Annotated in this window: 16 protein-coding genes; 10 read left to right on the forward strand and 6 right to left on the reverse strand. The window is 64.0% G+C overall.

The features are described 5' to 3' along the window. Nucleotides 1-219 precede the first annotated feature (219 nt). Nucleotides 220-1542 (reverse strand): DUF3422 family protein, encoded by a 1323-nt coding sequence (locus tag NKH54_RS19185; protein ID WP_353028735.1) that lies wholly within the window; start codon nt 1540-1542, stop codon nt 220-222. Between the two features lie 205 nt (nt 1543-1747). Between NKH54_RS19185 and NKH54_RS19190 the strand changes: the two genes are divergently transcribed. The 3 genes from NKH54_RS19190 to NKH54_RS19200 are packed head-to-tail and all read left to right on the forward strand — an operon-like array spanning nt 1748 to nt 4517. Beyond that, a complete protein-coding gene (locus NKH54_RS19190) occupies nt 1748-2545 on the forward strand; it encodes an FCD domain-containing protein (RefSeq protein WP_353028736.1) in 798 nt (265 codons plus the stop codon). A 12-nt stretch (nt 2546-2557) separates the two neighbouring features. Beyond that, a complete protein-coding gene (locus NKH54_RS19195) occupies nt 2558-3694 on the forward strand; it encodes an alpha-hydroxy acid oxidase (RefSeq protein ID WP_353028737.1) in 1137 nt (378 codons plus the stop codon). 55 nt (nt 3695-3749) lie between these two features. Then, nucleotides 3750-4517 carry a metallophosphoesterase family protein gene (locus tag NKH54_RS19200; protein ID WP_353028738.1) on the forward strand — a complete coding sequence of 256 codons (768 nt, stop codon included), beginning with the start codon at nt 3750-3752 and terminating at the stop codon, nt 4515-4517. Here NKH54_RS19200 and NKH54_RS19205 read toward each other — a convergent pair. Together NKH54_RS19205 and NKH54_RS19210 are read right to left on the reverse strand one after the other, a co-directional pair. After that, a complete protein-coding gene (locus NKH54_RS19205; RefSeq protein ID WP_006206855.1) occupies nt 4514-4654 on the reverse strand; it encodes a hypothetical protein in 141 nt (46 codons plus the stop codon). The two genes, NKH54_RS19200 and NKH54_RS19205, sit on opposite strands and share 4 nt — an antisense overlap. Nucleotides 4655-4931: 277 nt before the next feature. Further along, nucleotides 4932-5630: a type 1 glutamine amidotransferase gene (locus NKH54_RS19210; RefSeq protein WP_023692350.1), complete on the reverse strand. Its 699-nt coding sequence runs from the start codon at nt 5628-5630 to the stop codon at nt 4932-4934. Between the two features lie 86 nt (nt 5631-5716). Here NKH54_RS19210 and NKH54_RS19215 point away from each other — a divergent pair, with 86 nt between their 5' ends. The 4 genes from NKH54_RS19215 to NKH54_RS19230 all read left to right on the forward strand — a co-directional run bounded on the left by NKH54_RS19215 (nt 5717) and on the right by NKH54_RS19230 (nt 9761). Then, nucleotides 5717-6364 carry a hypothetical protein gene (locus NKH54_RS19215; RefSeq protein WP_353028739.1) on the forward strand — a complete coding sequence of 216 codons (648 nt, stop codon included), beginning with the start codon at nt 5717-5719 and terminating at the stop codon, nt 6362-6364. A 31-nt stretch (nt 6365-6395) separates the two neighbouring features. Beyond that, the gene (locus NKH54_RS19220; RefSeq protein WP_023729093.1) at nt 6396-7130 is read left to right on the forward strand and encodes a 16S rRNA (uracil(1498)-N(3))-methyltransferase; all 735 of its coding nucleotides are present in this window, start codon (nt 6396-6398) and stop codon (nt 7128-7130) included. A 114-nt stretch (nt 7131-7244) separates the two neighbouring features. Then, nucleotides 7245-8618, forward strand: a complete 1374-nt coding sequence (locus NKH54_RS19225; RefSeq protein ID WP_023670558.1) for a glutamate--cysteine ligase — start codon at nt 7245-7247, stop codon at nt 8616-8618. Nucleotides 8619-8708: 90 nt separating this feature from the next. After that, on the forward strand, nt 8709-9761 hold the full coding sequence (locus NKH54_RS19230) for a DUF937 domain-containing protein (protein WP_353028740.1): 1053 nt from the start codon (nt 8709-8711) through the stop codon (nt 9759-9761). A gap of 233 nt (nt 9762-9994) precedes the next feature. Here the strand turns inward: NKH54_RS19230 and NKH54_RS19235 are convergent, their stop codons facing one another. Beyond that, a complete protein-coding gene (locus NKH54_RS19235) occupies nt 9995-10285 on the reverse strand; it encodes a DUF1127 domain-containing protein (protein WP_353028741.1) in 291 nt (96 codons plus the stop codon). Between the two features lie 178 nt (nt 10286-10463). Here NKH54_RS19235 and NKH54_RS19240 point away from each other — a divergent pair, with 178 nt between their 5' ends. After that, nucleotides 10464-11420: a LysR substrate-binding domain-containing protein gene (locus tag NKH54_RS19240; protein WP_023670561.1), complete on the forward strand. Its 957-nt coding sequence runs from the start codon at nt 10464-10466 to the stop codon at nt 11418-11420. Nucleotides 11421-11426: 6 nt separating this feature from the next. Here NKH54_RS19240 and NKH54_RS19245 read toward each other — a convergent pair whose 3' ends face one another. Continuing rightward, on the reverse strand, nt 11427-13625 hold the full coding sequence (locus NKH54_RS19245; protein WP_353028742.1) for a bifunctional diguanylate cyclase/phosphodiesterase: 2199 nt from the start codon (nt 13623-13625) through the stop codon (nt 11427-11429). A 91-nt stretch (nt 13626-13716) separates the two neighbouring features. On the opposite strand from NKH54_RS19245, the gene xseA reads away from it, so the two are divergent. Together xseA and NKH54_RS19255 are read left to right on the forward strand one after the other, a co-directional pair. Then, nucleotides 13717-15390, forward strand: coding sequence for an exodeoxyribonuclease VII large subunit (xseA, locus tag NKH54_RS19250; RefSeq protein ID WP_023692358.1), 1674 nt, complete (start codon nt 13717-13719; stop codon nt 15388-15390). Between the two features lie 8 nt (nt 15391-15398). Further along, complete coding sequence (locus NKH54_RS19255; protein WP_023670564.1) at nt 15399-16517, forward strand: DmpA family aminopeptidase; 1119 nt, start codon at nt 15399-15401, stop codon at nt 16515-16517. Nucleotides 16518-16550: 33 nt separating this feature from the next. Here NKH54_RS19255 and NKH54_RS19260 read toward each other — a convergent pair whose 3' ends face one another. Then, nucleotides 16551-16793, reverse strand: a complete 243-nt coding sequence (locus tag NKH54_RS19260; RefSeq protein ID WP_023670565.1) for a DUF768 domain-containing protein — start codon at nt 16791-16793, stop codon at nt 16551-16553. Nucleotides 16794-17149 lie beyond the last annotated feature (356 nt).

Genomic DNA, 17149 nt, shown 5'->3' on the forward strand with positions numbered 1-17149 from the left:
ATTTCATTCGGATGTTGCAAACACCGCGTCGGGCAAAGAGCGTACTGCCCGCCTTCCGCAGCGGCAATCTGCCGCTATTCACCCTCCCCCTTGTGGGGAGGGTCGCGAACGCAGTGAGCGGGGTGGGGGTCCGCGCGACGAAAGCTCTTTACGAGCACCCCCACCCCGATCCGCTATGCGGATCGACCCTCCCCACAAGGGGGAGGGTAAAGTGCGCTCCTACTCCCCCGGATGTTTCGCCGGCTCGGAGTGCATCCGCCTCACTCGCCGCACCCCCCACCAGACCAGCACGATGGCGACCGGCACCGCCGCGGCAGTGACGATTTCGGGTGCAAAGGCATGGCGGAAGATCGATGCGCCCTTGGCGAGATAGGAGATCAGGCCGACGACATAGTAGGACACTGCTGCCACCGACAGGCCCTCGACCGTCTGCTGCAACCGCAGTTGCAGCCGGGCGCGGTTGTTCATCGACGCCAGCAGATCGCGGTTCTGCTTCTCGACCTCGACATCGACCCACGTGCGCAGCAGCGTCGTGGCGCGGGTCAGTTTTCGCGACAGGTTGGCCTGGCGCTCCTCGACCGACCGGCAGGTGCGCATGGCGGGTGCCACCCGCCGCTGCAGGAAGCCGCCCCAGGTGTCGTAGCCGGGCACGGCTTCTTCCTCCAGCGCTTCCAGCCGCTCGACAACGATGCCGTCATAGGCGCGGCTGGCGCCGAAGCGATAGAGGCTGGAGGCGGCATCAGCCTCGAGTTCAGCGGCAAGCTCGGTCAGGTCGGCGAGCAGCGTCTGGCTGTCGCGGGTTTCAGCGACCTTCATTTCCAGCGTGGTCTGCGCCAGCCGGTCCTCAATGCGGCGGGCGCGGCCCGACAGCGTCAGCGCCAGCGGCAGGCCGAGCATGGCAAGCGTGCGATACGTCTCGACGTCGATCAGCCGCTGCGACAGCGCGCCGGTCCGCGCCGGCGTCAGGCCGCGATCAAGCACCAGGATGCGGGTCAGGCCGTCGCCGTCCTGGCGGAAATCGGTGACTATGGCCGCATTGCCGCGCTCGACCAGCGAATAGCAGAGGCTCGTCGGGTCGAAGGCCGCAATCAGCTTCTCGCTTGCCGGCGTCCATTTGCGGATCTCCAGCCTTATACCTGAGATCACCGTTCCCGGCGGCGAGAAGCCGTTGCCGAAAGGAGAATCCTCCTGCGCCCTGCTGCTTTCGGCCAGCGGCCCTTCCCACAGATAGGTCGAAAATTCCGTATGCCGCTCCCAGCGCAGCGTGCCCTTGCCCCACTTCATGGCGTGGTGGCGGGCATGACGGTCGGGCGCCGCGATGCCGAGGCGCCGCGAAAGTTCGGAGAGCACGGCCATGTCGACGCCGGAGCCGCCCTCGGTCATAAAGGCGAGTTGCACAAGCACGCGCGGCTTCTCGATCAGCGGATGCGGCCGGGCATGGACCTCGCCGATCGCGCCGGGCCGTCCCTCATGCGCGGGAAAGCCCATCACGCTGCCCTGGGCGCGCGGCTGGAATTCGAGGTTGGACGTCTCGTCCGACACGGTGGTCCCCCTGTTCTCGACCCTTCGTGTGATGGCGTCCTCTAAAGGCAATCCATGAGGCGCGTAAACACCAAAGTCTAGCATCGTAGGTCCTGCCGGCGCGACGCGCAGACCGACCCGATTGGGCAAATTGGATAAATAATTTGACCACTTGGCGACGCTGGCTTTATCTTGCGCGACACCGGTTCAATTTCCCAGGCCCCCGTTGAGCGATATTTTCTCCAGGATCGAGCATTCGCGCACCGCCGACGAGGTGGTGCAGCAGATCGAAAGCCTGATCCTTGAAGGCGTGCTGCGCACCGGCGACCGGCTGCCGGGCGAGCGCGAGCTGGCGCGCCAGTTCGACGTGTCGCGGCCGATCCTGCGCGATGCGCTGAAGGCGCTGGAAGGGCGCGGGCTGCTGATCACCAAGGCCGGCGGCGGCACCCATGTCGCCGACGTCATCGGCCAGTTGTTCACCAAGCCGGTGACCGACCTCATCTCGATGCACCGCAAGGCGGTGACCGACTATCTGGAATACCGCCGCGAGATCGAAGGCGTGGCGGCCGAATATGCGGCGCGGCGCGCGACAGCGGACGACATTGCGCTGCTCGACCGCATCATGGCGCGCATGGACGAGGCGCACCGCACCGGCGATTTCGACGACGAGGCGGAAATCGACGTCGAGTTCCACCATGCTGTGTGCGAATGCGCGCACAACATCATCCTCTTGCACACGCTGCGCTCCTGCTACCGGCTGCTGTCTGAAGGCGTGTTCCAGAACCGGCTTCTGGTGTTCAGCGTGCCCGGAGCGCGCGAGGCGCTGCTGGCCCAGCACGCCGCGATCTACAAAGCCGTGAAGGCCGGCGATCCCTCAGCTGCCCGCCAAGCGGCGATGGACCATATCTCCTATGTCGAGCGCTCGATGCTCGAGGCCGAACGCAGCGGCGACTGGCAGCGCGTGTCGCGGCTCAGGCTTAAGCAGCGCTCCGACGCCGACGACGGCTTCAAGACGACTGGCTAACGAGGAACCACCATGAGCGACATCCTCACCATTGCCGATCTCAAGGACCTGGCGCGCCGGCGGGTGCCGAAGATGTTCTTCGACTATGCCGATTCCGGCGCCTGGACCGAAAGCACCTACCGCGCCAACGAAGAGGACTTCCAGAAGATAAAATTCCGTCAGCGCGTACTGGTCGACATGAGCAACCGCTCGCTGGAATCGACCATGATCGGCGAGAAAGTGGCGATGCCGGTGGCGCTTGCCCCAACTGGAATGACCGGCATGCAGCATGCCGATGGCGAGATGCTGGCCGCGCAGGCGGCAGAGGAATTCGGCGTGCCGTTCACGCTGTCGACGATGAGCATCTGCTCGATCGAGGATGTCGCGTCGGTGACCAAGAAGCCGTTCTGGTTCCAGCTCTACGTGCTTCGCGACAAGGATTTCGTGCTCGACCTGATCGACAGGGCGAAGGCTGCAAAATGCTCGGCGCTGGTGTTGACGCTCGACCTGCAGATCCTGGGGCAGCGCCACAAGGATGTCCGCAACGGGCTGTCGGCGCCGCCCAAGATGACGCTGGCCAACATTGCCAACATCGCCACGCGGCCGCGCTGGCTGATGGGCATTGCCGGCACCAAGCGCCGCACCTTCCGCAACATTGTCGGCCATGCCAAGGGCGTCGGCGACGTCGCTTCGCTGGCATCGTGGACTACGCAGCAGTTCGACCCGCATCTGTCGTGGAAGGATGTCGCCTGGATCAAGGAACATTGGGGCGGCAAGCTGATCCTGAAAGGCATTCTCGACAAGGAGGACGCGCTGATGGCGGTCGAGACCGGCGCCGACGCCATCATCGTTTCCAACCATGGCGGGCGCCAGCTCGACGGCGCATCGTCGTCAATCATGGCGCTGGAAGAGATCGCCGATGCCGTCGGCGACAGGATCGAGGTGCATATGGACGGCGGCATCCGCTCGGGCCAGGACGTGCTGAAGGCGCTTTGCCTCGGCGCCAAGGGCACCTATATCGGCCGCCCGTTCCTGTACGGGTTGGGCGCCATGGGCAAGCAAGGCGTGACCCTGGCGCTGGACATCATCCGCAAGGAGATGGACATCACGCTGGCACTGTGCGGCAAACGGCTGGTGACCGAGATGGGCAAGGACCAGTTGCGGCGATAGGGTCTTGTTCACCGATTAGACCCTAGCCTCGCTGGATCACGGAGACGAAGCCGCCTTGACCGAGACCGGCATCCACTACCTCGACGCGCGCGCGCCCGATGGCATGCGCCTCTATGCGATCGGCGACGTGCATGGCCGGCTCGATCTGCTCGCCGCCATGCATCGCCGCATCGAGAGCGAACTCGAATACAAGCCGACCAGCGATTGGCGCGTCATCCACCTCGGCGACTATGTCGACCGCGGACCAGAGTCCAAGGGCGTCATAGACTTCCTGATCGAGGCACAGAAACGCGATCCGCGGCATGTGATGCTCGCCGGCAACCACGATATCGGCTTCCTCGACTTTCTCGACGAGCCTGACCCGGAAGGGCTGTTCATCCGTTATGGCGGCGTGCAGACGGCACAATCCTATGGCGTCGACCTAGCGGGACACGCAAGCTGGTTCGGCAAGGCCGAGGCGTTACGGCGGGGACACCAGGCACTGGTCAATGCTGTACCGCAAGCCCATGTCGACTTCCTACGGTCGCTGCAATTGTCACTGATATCAGGTGATTTCTTCTTATGCCATGCCGGCGTCAGGCCTGACGTGCCGCTGGCGAGCCAGAGCCCGCAGGATCTGGTCTGGATCCGCGACGTCTTCCACAACCATCCAGGGCTTTACCCGAAGGTGATCGTGCACGGCCACACACCGGTGCCGCAGGCGGAGGTGATGCCGAACCGCGTCAATGTCGACACGCTCGCCTGGCAGTCAGGCATGCTCAGCGCGCTCGCCGTGGACGGCGCGGACAAGCGTATCCTGACTGTGCAGGGAAAAGCGTTTTAGCGAAGCGCGGCGGTGACGCCGTAGCCGTCGACGGCCTGATGGTTGTTGGCCGCATCGGCGGAATAAATGCCGAGACCGCACAAAACGATGGCAGACAGCATGACAAAGGACAGAAGCGCTGCTTTCACGGACGTCATCTCTAGTTGAGCTTCCTGCATCTGGGCACGAGGCGGTTACCAATGGGTTGAAACCGAGAATTCGTCTCAAAGTTTCGACGATTTCGCGCTTGTAGGTCGATTCTGTATCGGCGGTGTGTCGCGCGGACCACACAGAAGGTTCATCGCGGTTGCATTGCCGATGCATAGCGCGCGCCTTGTAGGATAGCGTTCGGCCACAAACTAAGGACGAAAGAAGTTGTCCCCGGCAGATTCCCCGCCGCGTGCCAATTATGCAACGGCCGCGCGTTGGCTGGGTTCAGATCGTCGCCACCCAGGCGCGGGCAATGGCCAAGCCCGCGGCATCAGCCTCGGGGCCGTTGAGAGCCATTTCGCTGTCGAGGCGGTCGTGCCAGTCGGGATGGCGATCGGCAATCAGCGGCGCGAAGGACGTGCTCCAGTCCCTCACCATCGGCCGGTCGGCCTCGAAATGGAACTGGAAGCCGTAGACGGCGCGGCCGATACGGAACGCCTGGTTCTCGGCAATTTCGCTGCCGGCAAGCCGCACCGCATTTGACGGCAGCGCGAAAGTGTCGTCGTGCCATTCGAAGATGGGGAAATCCTGGGGAAGTGCGCCAAGCACCGGATCGGTTCTGGCATCCGGCGTCAGCGATACCTTGTGCCAGCCGAATTCCGAGGCGCCGCCGATCTGGTTCTCACCGCCGAAAGTGCGGGCAACCAACTGGCTGCCCAGGCAGATACCGAGAACCGAGCGATCCTTGGCGGCGAAATCGCGGGTCAGTTCGAGCAGCGCCGGGAAATACGGGTAGTCATCGTCGGCCAGCGCATTCTGACCGCCGCCAAGCATCACCATGGCATCGTGTCCGGTCGCGTCGTCCGGCAGCGCATCGCCCTTGTAGGGCCGGCGCAGGTCGAGATCGGCGCCGGCTTCGGCGAGCGCGGCACCAACCTGGCCAAGGCCGGTGTTGTCGTAGTTCTGGACCACCAGCACCCGCATCGCAAAACCCTGCTGACATGAAATGACGCGACGAGCGATATCATGTCGCCCGTATTGCAGCCAAGATGCGTATTCGGGAGAGAGCTATGCCACTGCAGAACCGGGTCGATCCGTTCGGCGCCATCCATGCCATATCCGAGCGCGGCCTGTTCACCGGCAATCGCGGCATCATCCACGATCCTGAGACCAAGACGCTGCTGAAAAAGCGTTGGGCCTTGCCGGCCTGGATCATCTGCGTCTGCCAATTCCGCAATGCGCGGCGCGAGCCGATGGGCAGGAACAGGCCGGGCGGCAGGGCCGGCTGGACCGAGTTGTTCTTCCTCGACGAGGTGACGGCGCTGGCCGCCGGGCACCGTCCCTGTTTCTATTGCCGGCGTGAGCGAGCCACGGATTTTGTCGGGCGTTTCGGCAAAGTCTTCGGTGTAAACGAACCGCGCGCGCCAATGGTGGACAAGCGGCTGCACAAGGAGCGGCTGGCTTCCGGCGGCAAGCCACCTGATGTCACCATGGGAGAGCTTGCCGAATTGCCGGACGGAGCGATGATCGCGGATGGCGGCTCGGCCTATGCGCTGCGCGGCGGCAACGCGCTGACCTGGTCGTTCGCAGGCTATGGCGATGCGGCGGCCTTCGACAGCCTTGCCGGCCGGTCGCTGCGCCTGCTCACACCGGCCACGACCGTTTCGGTGCTGCGGCACGGTTTTGAACCGGTGTGGCATCGTTCCGCCGAGACTTGACGCCAGGCACCGCCTCGCCCATTCCTCGGCGATGCGCGCCAATTACAAGATGCAGCGGCTGTTCGTGCCGGACGACCTCGCGGCAGGCATCGAATTCGATGCCGGCCAGCAGCAGAGCCATTATCTCACGCATGTGCTGCGGCTCGGCGAAGGCGCCGAGATCCTGGTCTTCAACGGCCGCGACGGCGAGTGGTCGGCGGCGATTGCCACCAGGTCGAAAAGGGCGGTGCGGCTGAAGGTGCTGGCCTCGCAGAGACCTCAACCGCCCCTGCCTGACCTGATCTATTGCTTCGCGCCGCTGAAACAGGGCCGGCTAGACTATCTCGTGCAGAAGGCGGTCGAGATGGGCGCCGGCATCCTGCAGCCGGTGATCACCCAGCACACGCAAGTGGCAAAACCCTCCATCGACCGGCTGCGCGCCAATGTCGTCGAGGCGGCCGAGCAATGCGGCATACTGGCGGTGCCGGAAGTGCGCGAGGCCGAGAAATTCGAGCGCCTGCTCTCCGGCTGGGACAAGGAACGCCGGCTTATCTTCTGCGACGAGGATGCCTCGACCAACAACCCGCTGCCGGCATTGCAGGCGGTGCCGGAGAGGAAGCTGGCGCTGCTGGTCGGGCCGGAAGGCGGCTTTTCCGACGACGAACGCAAGATGCTGCGGGCGCTCCCCTTCGTCACTGCCATCCCGCTCGGACCGCGCATCCTGCGCGCTGACACAGCAGCTGTAGCGGCGCTTGCGGTGATGCAGGCGACGGTCGGAGACTGGTAAGAGGCGTAAAGATCAATTCCTGTTGACCTGTGGCTCAGGATTTTTCGCTTGATCGGCTGCTGACATTTCGTCCATTTAGCGCCGGCGGGCTCCGAGAGCCGCAGAGGGGGCCCCATGGCGCGCGACACAACCGATTTCCGGCCAATCGAAGGCATCGACGAACTGGTCGAGCATCTGGCCGAAGGCAACAAGCCGCGCGACAAGTGGCGCATCGGGACCGAGCACGAGAAGTTCCCCTTCTATGTCGACGGCAACGCGCCGGTGCCTTATGGCGGCGAGCGCGGCATCCGCGCCATCCTCGAAGGCATGCAGCAAAAGCTCGGCTGGGACCCGATCATCGATGACGGCCGCATCATCGGCCTGGTCGAGCCGACCGGACAGGGCGCGATCTCGCTGGAGCCTGGCGGCCAGTTCGAGCTGTCGGGCGCGCCGCTGGAAACGATCCACCAGACCTGCCGGGAGGGCAATGCGCATCTGGCGCAGGTACGCGAGATCGCCGAGCCGATGGGCATCCGCTTTCTCGGCCTCGGCGGCAGCCCGAAATGGTCGCTGGCCGAGACGCCGAAAATGCCGAAATCGCGCTACGAAATCATGACCCGCTACATGCCCAAGGTCGGCACCAAGGGTCTCGACATGATGTATCGCACCTGCACCATCCAGGTGAACCTCGACTTCGAAAGCGAAGCCGACATGCGCCGCAAGATGCAGGTGTCGCTGAAGCTGCAGCCACTGTCGACGGCGCTGTTTGCCAACTCGCCCTTCACCGACAGCCGGCCGAACGGGCTGCAGAGCTGGCGCGGCGACATCTGGCGCGACACCGACAACCAACGCTCGGGCCTGCTCGAATTCTGCTTCTCGCCCGAGTTCGGCTTTGCCGACTATGTCGAATGGGCGCTCGACGTGCCGATGTATTTCGTCATCCGCGACGGCCACTATCACGACATGACGCACATCACCTTCCGCCAGTTCATGGCCGGCGTTGCCCGCAATGAAGTACCGGACGGACTGCCCACCATGGGCGACTGGGCGAACCATCTGTCGACCCTGTTCCCTGACGTCAGGCTGAAGCGCTTCCTCGAAATGCGCGGCGCCGATGGCGGGCCGTGGCGCCGCATCTGCGCGCTGCCGGCCTTCTGGGTCGGGCTGCTCTATGACGAGGCCGCGCTCGACGCCGCCGAGGCGCTGACTTCGAGCTGGACCTATGAAGAAACGCTGGCGATGCGCAATGCGGTGCCGGAACAAGGCATTTCCGCGCCGTTCCGCAACACGACGCTGCGTGAGATCGGCCGCGATGTAATGACCATTTCGCGCCTTGGGCTGAAAAATCGCGGCAGGAAGAACCGCGACGGCTATGACGAGACCTCGTTCCTCAACACGCTGGACGAAGTCGTGGCGCGCGGTACCACCAGTGCCGAGGAAATGCTGTCGGCCTACCACACGCGCTGGGGCGGCTCGATCGAGCCGGTGTTCATGGAATATGCGTATTAGCGTCGCGCCTTGAGCAGCGGCAAAAGCCGCTTCAATCGAACATCGAAACGAACTAGGTTCTCCCTCGAGGATTTCCGGGAGGAGAAACCGATGCGTACCTTGTTCGACATATTGGCGCAGGCGCAGAACGGCAACGGCATGCAGGCGCTTGCCCAGCAGTACGGGCTTTCCATGCAGCAGACGCAGGCGGCTGTCGCCGCCCTGCTGCCGGCCTTCTCGCAAGGGCTGCAACGCAACACCGCCGATCCCTATGGGCTCGGCGCCTTCATGACGGCGATGGCGAGCGGCCAGCACGCCAAATATTTCGAGGACGCGACCAGGGCTTTCTCACCGCAAGGCGTCAATGAGGGCAATGGCATTCTGGGTCATCTGTTCGGCTCGAAGGAGCTGTCGCGCGCGGTGGCCAGCCAGGCCGCGCAGGCGACCGGCGTCAGCCAGCAGATCCTGCAGCAGATGCTGCCGGCCATCGCTTCGATGGTGATGGGCGGATTGTTCAAGCAGACGACAAACCAGTTGACCGGGGGTCAGATGCAGGCCGCCGGTGGCTTCGGCGGCGGCAGCAATCCGCTCGGCGAGATCATCGAACAGATGATGCGGCAGGCGGGCGGCGGGGCACAGCCTGCGCCGCAGCCAGCACCCAATCCTTACGGTGAGAACCCGCTGGGCAAAGTGCTGCAGGACATGTTCGGCGGCGGCGCCCAACAGCCGCAAAGCCAGCCGCAACAGGCGCCCAACCCCTATGGCGACAATCCGCTGGGCAAGGTGCTGCAGGATATGTTCGGCGGTGGCGCGGCACAGCAACCGCAGGGCCGGCCGCAGCAGCCAACACAGCCGCAACAGACGCAGAGCCCTTACGGCGATAACCCGCTGGGCAAGATTTTTGAAGAGATGATGCGGCAAGGCGGTGGTGGCGGCTTCGGCCTGCCCGGTGGGCAGCCGGCGCCGCAAGCACCCCAGCCGCGACAGGCACCGCAGGAGCGCCAGGCGCCGCAACCGCAGGCCAATCCGAGCGGCAGGCCACGCAATCCGTTCGACGATATTTTCGGCAAGATGTTCGAGACCGGCGCCCAGCAGCGCGACGACTATCAGAAGGGCGTGGAAACGATCTTCGACCAGTTCAAGCGGGACATGGACCGGCGGTAGTTGGCGGTAGTTGGGCGCTGACCTTCGCGGCTTCGGAGCAAGGAACGAAGCGACGCGGCGCAGACCGCACGATGACGACGGATCTTTAAAAGAAAAGCCCGGTCCTGGAGGAGGACCGGGCCAGTGTGCAGGCTGGCCGGCGGGGAACCGGCAGGGAGTGGGGAGCCTGCTATACTCGTTGGTCGCAGCGAGCCTGAGAAAGGTTCACGGCAACCGAAACAATGCGCCCGATATCACGCTATCTGGCGGGCGAGATCTTCGATCGTATCGGCACGATCGCTCGCAATCGCACGCAGCTTCACGGTCGGATCGGCGCCGAACGGCACATCGATGGCGACATGGAGATCCGCGCGCATCAGGCCGATATCGGCGAGTTCCGCGTCCGACATCTCGCCGAGGCGATAGAAGGCCCGGCGATTTTTCCAGGCCTGGTAGGCATTGAGAAGAGTGTTGGCCACGCGCGTCGCAACGGCCGGACGCGAGGTGATGCGCGAGGTCTCTGTGGCGAAATCAAACGTGGTCATGTCGGTCTCCTTCAGACTCGAACTGGACAAGACCAGGCGATCGGCGCTGGGGACAGCGGCCGTTCCGGTCTCGATTCACATGCCTTCATGTGGACAATGTGAATTTGCCACGCACCGATTGATTAATCCAACGAATGTTTCTAATCTTTAGCATCAACGCTAGTGATGGATTGGACCGATGAAAGCGCCACTCGATCTCGACCAGTTGCAGACCTTCATCTCGATTGCCGATACCGGCAGCTTCACCCGTGCGGCCGAGGAAGTGCTGCGCACGCAATCGGCGGTGTCGATGCAGATGCGCCGGCTGGAAGAGCGGATCGGCAAGCCGCTGTTCGAAAAGGACGGCCGCACCAACAGGCTGACCGAGGAAGGCGACAAGCTGCTCTCCTACGCGCGCCGCCTGCTCTATCTCAACCGCGAAACGCTGGCCGCCTTCGATGATCAGCGGCTCGAAGGCACCATCCGTATCGGCACCCCCGACGACTATGCCGACCGGTTCCTGCCCGAAATCATGGCACGCTTCACACGGTCAAATCCGCGCGTCGAACTGACTGTCATCTGCGAGCCGACACCAGGCTTGGTCGAGCATATCAAGCGCGGCAATCTCGATCTTGCGCTGGTGACGCACAATGATACGCGCGGCCAGTCGGAAGTGGTGCGGCGCGAGCCGCTGCTATGGGTGACCTCGGCCAACCATGCCACGCACGAACAGGAAGTGCTGCCGATGGCCTTCGGCCGGCCGAACTGCATCTGGCGGCGCGCCGCCGTCGATGTGCTCGACCGGCAAAGCCGCGACTATCGCATCCTCTTCACCAGCTTCTCGGCGACCGTCATCACCGCCGCGGTGCTGTCGGGGCTGGCGATCTCGGTGCTGCCGGAATGCGCGCTGCGGCCCGGCATGCGAGTGCTGGGCGAAGCCGACGGTTTTGGCGCGCTGCCCGACTGCCGCATCGGCATCATGCGCGGCCAGACCTCGCGGCCCGAAATCGTCGACGCGCTGGCCCGGCACATCTCGGAAAGCCTCGACAATATTTCCGTGCCGCTCGGCGAAGAAACGGGAAGCTTCGATTTCGCCTCGCTCGCCTTCGCCAAGATGAAGCGGAGCAAGCCGAACCAGATCCTGCCTGGCTGGTAGGAACGATCAGGCCGACGCTGCCGCCTCCGTCGTTGCGTTGGCCGACGACAGGCCGGGCAGCGCCACCAATTGCGCCGGCTCCAGCGGCGGCGACAAGAGGTAGCCCTGCAGCTGCTGGCAGCCCATGGCGACCAGCAGCGCCTTTTGCACCTCGGTCTCTACGCCCTCGGCGGTGACCTCGACCTTGAGCGCGCCGGCGAGATCGATCAGCGCCTTGACGATGGCGCCCGAATTGCCGTCGCCGTCGAGAAGCCGCACGAAGGAGCGGTCGATCTTGAGCTTGTCGATGGCATGGCGGCGCAGATAGCTCAGCGACGAATAGCCGGTGCCGAAATCGTCGAGCACAATGCCGACGCCCGACTGGCGCAAGGCTGCCAGAGCCGCTCTGGTGGTGTCGTTGTTTTCCAGGAGAACGTTTTCGGTGATCTCGAGCTGCAGGCGCTTCGGCGCCAGTCCCGTTTCGGCGAGGATCGAGGCAACCTCTTCGGCAAAGCCGGCGTCGCGCAATTGCAGCGGCGAGACATTGACGGCGAGCCACGGCAGTTTGGTCTTCACGGCGAAGCGGCAGGCTTCCAGCAGGGCCCATGCGCCGAGCTGCCCGATCATGCCGCGTTCCTCGGCGATGGCGATGAACTGCGCCGCCGGCAGTGCGCCATGGACCTCATGCGCCCAGCGGATCAGCGCCTCGGCGCCGACAATGGTCTTGCCATCGCTGGCAAAGACCGGCTGGTAGGCGAGCTTGATACCGGTGCCGCCATTTAGCGCGCTGCGCAGCTCGCTCTCGACCTTGCGCTTGCGCAGCAAAAGGTCGTCCATGTCGCCGGCGAAGACCTGGTAGCGGCCACGGCCGTTCTTCTTGGCTTCGTAGAGCGCGATGTCGGCCTTGCGCAGCAGATCGTCTGCATCGGCATCAGGGCCTGTCGACAAGGCTATGCCGATGCTGGCGCTGATAAAGACCTGATCGTCCATCAGTTTGAACGGCTCCTGCAGTTTCTGCAGCACCCTCTCGGAAATATCCTCTGCGTTCCTTACGTCGCGGACATCGATCAGGATCACCGCGAATTCGTCGCCACCCAGTCTTGCCACCGTGTCGACGTCGCGAACCGTATGCTGAAGCCTGGCCGCCGTCTGGCGCACGAGTTCGTCGCCTGCCGGGTGACCAAGCGTGTCGTTGACATGCTTGAAGCGATCTAGATCGAGATAAAGCAGCGCGACCTTGCTTTCATTGCCGGAGGTAAGCAAGGCACGCCGCAGCCTGTCCTCGAACAGTGCCCGGTTGGGCAGGCCGGTGAGCGTGTCGTGAAAGGCGAGATATTGCGCCTGGGCCTGGCTGGTCTGCAGCGCCGATGACGCACGGCGCAGACGCCGGAGCAGAAAGGCGAGCACGCTCGCCGCAACCAGCGCGGCCAGAGCCAGGGCCGGGCTGGCCTTGCCCACCAGCGTCAGGCCGGGCCGTTCCTGGTCCCAGGCAATATAGCCGAGGATGACACCCTGTTTGTCGATAAGCGGAATGGCAGCCGAGCCAAGCGGCTGAGCCATCGGCAGGAGATGCGCCCCCGCCAGCAGATATTTCTGCGCGATCTTGCCGATCACCGCGTCGTTGATGAACTCTATGGAGACATGCAGATATTCGCTGCCGGATGCCTGGGTGACGCGATCCGAACTCGGCACCAGAGGCATGACGCTGAGTATGGCAGGCTGACCGTCAAGCGAGACCAGATCGTCGGCAACGAATTTTGCGCCGGCCTGGCTTGCGTCCTTGCTCATCATCTGGCGCAACCTGGCGATGGTCGGCCGCAAAGCGGGTTCGTCCTCGCCAAAGACGGCAGGCGACACGACCTTCCCTTCGCGCATGGCGTGGACCGGCCGGTTGGCGTCGTCCAGCACATAGACCCGGTTGTGGCCGTAATACGAGGACATCCAGACGCTGAGATTCTCTGCCATCCAGGTCTGGTTGCCGGCCTTGGCGTTGATAACGGAATCATCCCAGACGGCGACGCTTTCCTGCTCGCGCTTTACCGCGGCGACCTGGTCCTGCAGGCCGTTGGCCAGGAAAACCTTCTGCCGCTCGAGCGAGACCCGGTCGGCCTGCATGGTGGCGTAAAGGCCGAAGCCGACAACGATGGCCAGTGCAAAAACGGCAAGCGTCAGCACCGTCAGGGTGACCTGGAACGTCAACGGGCTGCGTTGTTTGCGGGCGCTCATGCGTCCTCCTTGGCCCAGAGTCAATCAGGCCAGGCTTAAGATCAAGTTATGGAATCTTGACGCGGAGCGACAACAGCCGCTCAATCGGCCGATGAGCGACGCAGAATCCGAATCACGAACCAATGCCACCGAATACACGGTGAGCGAGATTTCCGGCGCGCTGAAGCGCACGGTCGAGGATGTCTTCGGCCATGTGCGGGTGCGCGGCGAAATTTCCGGCTATCGCGGGCCGCACTCTTCCGGCCATGCCTATTTCACCCTGAAGGACGACCGCGCGCGGCTCGATGCCGTGGTCTGGAAAGGCACGATGAGCCGGCTGAAATTCCGTCCCGAAGAGGGGATGGAGGTGATCGCCACCGGCAAACTCACCACCTATCCCGGCAAATCCAACTACCAGATCGTCATCGACAATCTAGAACCCGCCGGCGCCGGGGCGCTGATGGCGCTTTTGGAAGAGCGCAAGCGGCGACTGCAGGCCGAAGGACTTTTCGATGCCGGCCGCAAGCGGCGGCTGCCGTTCATGCCGCGCACCATCGGCGTCGTCACCTCGCCGACCGGATCGGTGATCCGTGACATCATCCATCGCATCAAGGACCGCTTTCCGCTGCATGTGCTGGTCTGGCCGGTAAGAGTCCAGGGCGAGACGGCGGGGGCGGAAGTGACGGCCGCCGTCAACGGCTTCAACGCGCTGGCCTGGGATGGCGCGATTGCCCAGCCCGACCTTCTGATCGTGGCGCGCGGCGGCGGCAGCCTCGAGGACCTCTGGGGGTTCAACGATGAAGGGCTGGCGCGCGCCGTCGCCGCCTCGCGCATTCCGGTGATTTCGGCCGTCGGGCACGAGACCGACTGGACCTTGATCGACCTCGTCGCCGACATGCGCGCACCGACGCCGACAGGTGCGGCGGAGATCGCGGTGCCGGTGAAAGCGGATCTCGAAGCGACACTAGCCAGTCTTGGCGCACGGCTCAAAGCAGCCACCTTGCGCAATTTCGAACGCAAGCGGCAGGCCTCGCGTGCGGCCGCCCGCGCGCTGCCCTCGCCCGACCAGTTGCTGGCGCTGCCGCGACGGCGGCTGGACGAGGCGGCCAGCCGGCTTAGCCGGGGGCTGATGGTCTCCACCGAAAGAAAGCAAGCTCGGTTCTTCGCCGTGAAGCTCACTCCGGCAACGCTGTCGCGGCGGATTGCCGAGGCGCGACGCACCAACGACCGCAACCTTTTGCGCGCCCAGGGGGCGCTGCGCGCATTGGCGAGAGCCCGGCGCGCGGAGTTGAATCGTGCGGCGGATCAGTTGCCAAAATGTGCGAAAGCATCCCTGCAACGGCACAGGCAGCAACTGGCTTTGCTGCAAGGCCGCATTACGATCGAGCCAACGGCACGGCGGCAAACCGTGCAGAGGGATCTTCTGACAGCTTTGACGAGACGAGGCACGCAAGCGGTACTGCTCAGGCTGGAGCGACTGCGCGGCCGCATCGTCCAATCCGAGAGGCTGATGGCAACGCTGTCGCACAAGGCTGTGCTGGCCCGCGGCTTCGCGCTGGTCAAGGATGCCGGCGGCGCGGTGATCAAACTGGCAGTTGATGTGGCGCCGGGCGCTGGCCTGCAGCTGGAGTTCGCCGACGGCATCGTAAATGCAGTCGCGACCGGCGACGCCGAGCGGGTGCAGGCCGTTGCCAAACCAGCGGCCACGCCGCCCGCCAGCAAACCCGCCGCAAAGCCGACGGCCAGCAAACCGAAAGAGCCGGGCAATCAGGGCTCGCTTTTTTAGAGGACCGCATGACCGGACATGACCCGCATCTTCAAACGCCGGCGGGCAAGCCGCGCGCGCGTGCTTTCGGCATTACCTTCGAGGGCACGCCGGGCGGCTTCAACGCCATCACCGATGTGCCCGGCGTATCGGTCGGCTATGCGACGCTGATTTCCGGCGAGGGTCTGCTCGAGGTTGGCACGGGGCCGGTGCGCACCGGCGTCACCGCCATCCTGCCGCGGCCGTTGGCTGAGCTCGCCACGCCGGTGCTTGCCGGTGTCTTCAGCCAGAACGGCAATGGCGAGTTGACGGGGTCGCACATTATCGAGGAAGTCGGCGCCTTCAACCTGCCCGTCACGATCACCAACACGCATTCCTGCGGCGTTACCCGCGACGGCACGCTGCGCTGGATGCAACGCGTGCTGCCGGCGGCGCTCGACAGCGGCTGGGGCCTGCCGGTTGCGGCGGAGACCTATGATGGTTTCCTCAACGACATCAACGGTCATCACGTCGGCTTCGAAGATGTCGAAGCCGCGCTCGACGGTGCCGCCGGTGGAGCGATCGAGGAAGGCAGTGTCGGCGGCGGCACCGGCATGATTGCCTTTGGCTTCAAGGCCGGCTCGGGCACGGCATCGCGCATCATCGAGTGGCAGGGCATCAGGCATACGGTCGGCGTATTCGTGCAGGCGAATTTCGGCAAGCGGCGCAATTTCACACTGCGCGGCGCCCGCGTCGGGCCTGATCTGGTAGAGCCGGCGATGCGCGAAGGCACGCCGCGTGCCGAAAAGGGCTCGATCATCGCCATCGTCGCCACCGATGCGCCATTTCTGCCGCACCAGATGAAGCGGCTGGCAAAGCGCGTGCCGCTCGGCATCGCCATGACAGGCGGCTTCGGCTACCACAGTTCGGGCGACATTTTTCTGGCCTTCACCACCGCCAATCCGCAAGCAGCACTTGCACCATCGGGACGAACCGCAAACGTCGCTTACATCCCGGACGTCGATATCGATCCGTTCTTCGATGCGGTGGCGCAAGGCGTAGAGGAGGCGATCCTCAATGCAATGGTCGCCAATGAGGATATGAGCGGACGCGACGGCAATTTCGTGCCGGCGCTGCCGAAGGCTTGGCTGAAAGATCGATTTGGATAGAGGACAAGGCCTGGCGGCGCCAGGCCTGTTGCGTCACGGCTTGGCCGCGTTGCTCTGGTCGGCCTCGGCCGCCTCTTCGAGCCGCGATGCGATCAGTTCCTGGATGTCGCCGACTTCTTCCTGGATATCTTCCAGCGGAATGCCGACCTCAGCGGCCTTGGCCGCGCACTCCTTGGCGAGGGTCTCGGCCTGCTTCTCGATCTTTACCGGCGAGTGCTGGCAGTGGACCTTTTCACCGATCCATCCGCGCAAGAACTCGATCGCATGTTCACTCATACTGCTTTTCCCTGGCGGCTATGCCGGTTGGTAACCGTAAACGTCCGCACCCGGTAAAGGATGCATGCTGCCATTCGAACCGAGTCGGCTTCGCCCGGCAAGTTGATCTTGTCGGAGGTCCGAAGAGCCGAATGAAGGGAAGGGTTCAATGAGCACGTTCTGATTGTTTGATAGAGTGGTACGTTGGCCGGGATCGGCTTCGGCTCTATGCTGTTGTTCTTACGATCTTTTCCTGCTGTCGACGGCCGATTTGTATCACAATAGGGATCACAACGCGTAACACATTTTCTGCTGCTTCGTGGTACACCGCCACAGCTACGGGGTCGAAGCCGCCGCTATATAGTGACATCATTATG

Origin of the sequence: Mesorhizobium sp. M1004, assembly GCF_040318795.1 — a bacterium.
Classification (GTDB): Bacteria; Pseudomonadota; Alphaproteobacteria; order Rhizobiales; family Rhizobiaceae; genus Mesorhizobium.